The sequence below is a fragment of the Microbacterium sp. HMWF026 genome, assembly GCF_003061325.1.
In the GTDB taxonomy this organism is placed as follows: Bacteria; Actinomycetota; Actinomycetes; order Actinomycetales; family Microbacteriaceae; genus Microbacterium; species Microbacterium testaceum_E.
In genome coordinates, this window is sequence record NZ_QAJB01000241.1 from 1 (window position 1) to 2,470 (window position 2,470).

General features: G+C 70.9%; 4 protein-coding genes. All 4 read left to right on the top strand.

The genetic code is table 11. The annotated features are described in order from the left end of the window. A partial coding sequence (locus DBR36_RS09605) for an FHA domain-containing protein (RefSeq protein WP_146185305.1) occupies positions 1–557 on the top strand: 557 nt, incomplete at its 5' end. Further along, a complete protein-coding gene (locus tag DBR36_RS09610; RefSeq protein WP_108318879.1) occupies positions 554–1,288 on the top strand; it encodes a hypothetical protein in 735 nt (244 codons plus the stop codon). The genes DBR36_RS09605 and DBR36_RS09610, both read left to right, overlap by 4 nt. Before the next feature lie 351 nt (positions 1,289–1,639). Then, a complete protein-coding gene (rpsL, locus tag DBR36_RS09615) occupies positions 1,640–2,008 on the top strand; it encodes a 30S ribosomal protein S12 (RefSeq protein WP_013584051.1) in 369 nt (122 codons plus the stop codon). A 5-nt stretch (positions 2,009–2,013) separates the two neighbouring features. Then, positions 2,014–2,470: 30S ribosomal protein S7 (gene rpsG, locus DBR36_RS09620; protein WP_108318881.1), on the top strand; the 457-nt coding region annotated here is incomplete at its 3' end.

The following is a 2,470-nucleotide window of genomic DNA, read 5'->3' on the forward strand; positions in this document are numbered from 1 at the left end:
CCCCCGAACCGGCGATCGCGCCGCGCGCCCCGCTGTCGAGCCCCGGCGACGAGTTCCCCGAGCTGTCCGAGGCCGTTTCGGCCGTTTCCGAGGCCCCGGATGCCGGCTCCCCCCGCTCCGCCCGCACCTCGGTGTCGTCGCTGTACACGCAGCCCGAGGTGCCCCCCGTCGCCGAGGACGACTTCGACGCACTCGACCGCACGGTGGTCACGCGACGCAAGCGCATCCCGTGGGCGCTGGTACCGCCCAGCGGCGGACCCGTCGATCTGACCTCGCCCGTGGTGATCCTCGGTCGACGCCCGAGCCCCGATCCCGCTTTCCCCGATGCGCAACTCGTGGCGATCAGCGACGAGACGCGGACGGTGTCGAAGACGCATGCGCGCCTCGAGCTCCGCGGTGACACCTGGTACGTCACCGATCTCGACTCGACCAACGGCGTGCTGTTCGCCACCCTCATGGGCACCGAGGTCGAGGCGCCCCCGGGCGAGGAGATCGAGGCGGGGGAGCGGTTCTTCCTCGGCGACGCGGAGGTGCGCCTCGCCCGGAGCGAGGCGTGAGCGGACCCTACGACCGCGCGGACGACCCCGACGAGGTCACCCTATGGGCGGGGCGCCTGCGCGCGTGGCCCACGCCGCCACCCGCGGTCGATGACGTCGACGACGACACGGTGCTGTCGCGTTCCGTTGAGCCGGATGACGACACGGTGCTGTCGCGTGCCGTTGAGCCGGATGACGACACGGTGCTGTCGGCGGGGGAGTCCGCCGCGGACGACACGGTGCGGTCGGTGGGGGAGCCAGCCGCGGACGACACGGTGCTGTCGCGCGCCGTCGAGCTCGTGGAGGACGAAGGGGAGGATGCCGAGACGACCGCGCCCCGCCGCGCCGCTCCGGCCGCACCCGACGCCCAGCCCCTCGATGACGCGCGCATCGACGAGGCGACCCGCCCGCGACGCCGCATCGACGAGGCCGACGGCGGCGACACGGAGGCGGGCAGTCGACGTAGCCGCCGGCAGGCCGCTCAGCCCGAGCCCGAGGTGGCCGCCCTGCCCGTGAACGCGGCGCGTCAGCCGCTCACTCCGGCCGCGCTCGCGCGCGAGACGTACGCGCCGCACCGGGATCACGCCGTCCGCGTCTCGCGGTCGCCCGTCGCCCCCGTCCGCTCCGAGAGGGATGCGTCCGTCGTCCGTCCCCGCCGCCGGCGGGGGGCCGCTCGGGTGGTGACTCTCGTCGTCGTCGTGGCCGTGGTGGTCGCGGCGGCCGCGATCGGCCTGGCCCTGCTGCTCGGCTGAGCGCCGGCATCCCGCGGGTGGAATCGACCGACCACGGGTTCGTTTGCCGCTCCCCCCGGAACCGCGTATCATTGATCGGGTGTGCGTTCACGCGCGCCGTGCGTCATGCCCCCGGGCGTGTCGACCGGATCAACGCTCGCACCATCTCAGGGACTGGCCTGCGAACAGGTCACCCCCACGGCATATCCGCCACAACCGCGTCCGATCATTCTGTCGCGCGGCGGATCACACGTGAGCCCGACACGTCACGAATCGCAAGATGAGCGGCGCGCCGGGGGAGACACGACCGCTGTCACCGTGCAGCACCCCGGACGGTTCCCCAGGATCCGCCCGGCCAATCAAGGAGAGAACGTGCCAACCATTCAGCAGTTGGTTCGCAAGGGCCGCTCGCCGAAGGTCTCGAAGACCAAGGCTCCCGCGCTGAAGTCGAACCCCCAGCAGGCCGGCGTGTGCACCCGCGTGTACACGACGACCCCCAAGAAGCCGAACTCGGCCATGCGCAAGGTCGCCCGCGTCAAGCTGCGCAACGGCACCGAGGTCACCGCGTACATCCCCGGTGAGGGCCACAACCTCCAGGAGCACTCGCTCGTGCTCGTCCGTGGTGGTCGTGTGAAGGACCTCCCCGGTGTCCGCTACAAGATCGTCCGCGGTGCACTCGACACCCAGGCTGTCAAGAACCGTAAGCAGGCGCGCAGCCGCTACGGCGCGAAGAAGGGCTGAGAACCATGCCTCGTAAGGGTCCCGCCCCGAAGCGTCCCGTCGTCAACGACCCGGTGTACGGCGCCCCCGTCGTCACCCAGCTGGTCAACAAGATCCTCGTCGACGGCAAGAAGTCCATCGCCGAGTCGATCGTCTACGACGCCCTCAAGGGTGTCGAGGCGAAGAACAGCCAGGACGCCGTCGCCACGCTCAAGAAGGCGCTCGACAACGTCCGTCCCACCCTCGAGGTCAAGAGCCGCCGCGTCGGTGGCTCGACCTACCAGGTTCCCGTCGAGGTCAAGCCGCACCGCGCCAACACGCTCGCGCTGCGCTGGCTCGTGAGCTACGCGAAGGGTCGTCGTGAGAAGACGATGACCGAGCGTCTGCAGAACGAGATCCTCGATGCCTCGAACGGCCTCGGTGCCGCGGTCAAGCGCCGCGAAGACACCCACAAGATGGCCGAGTCGAACCGCGCCTTCGCGC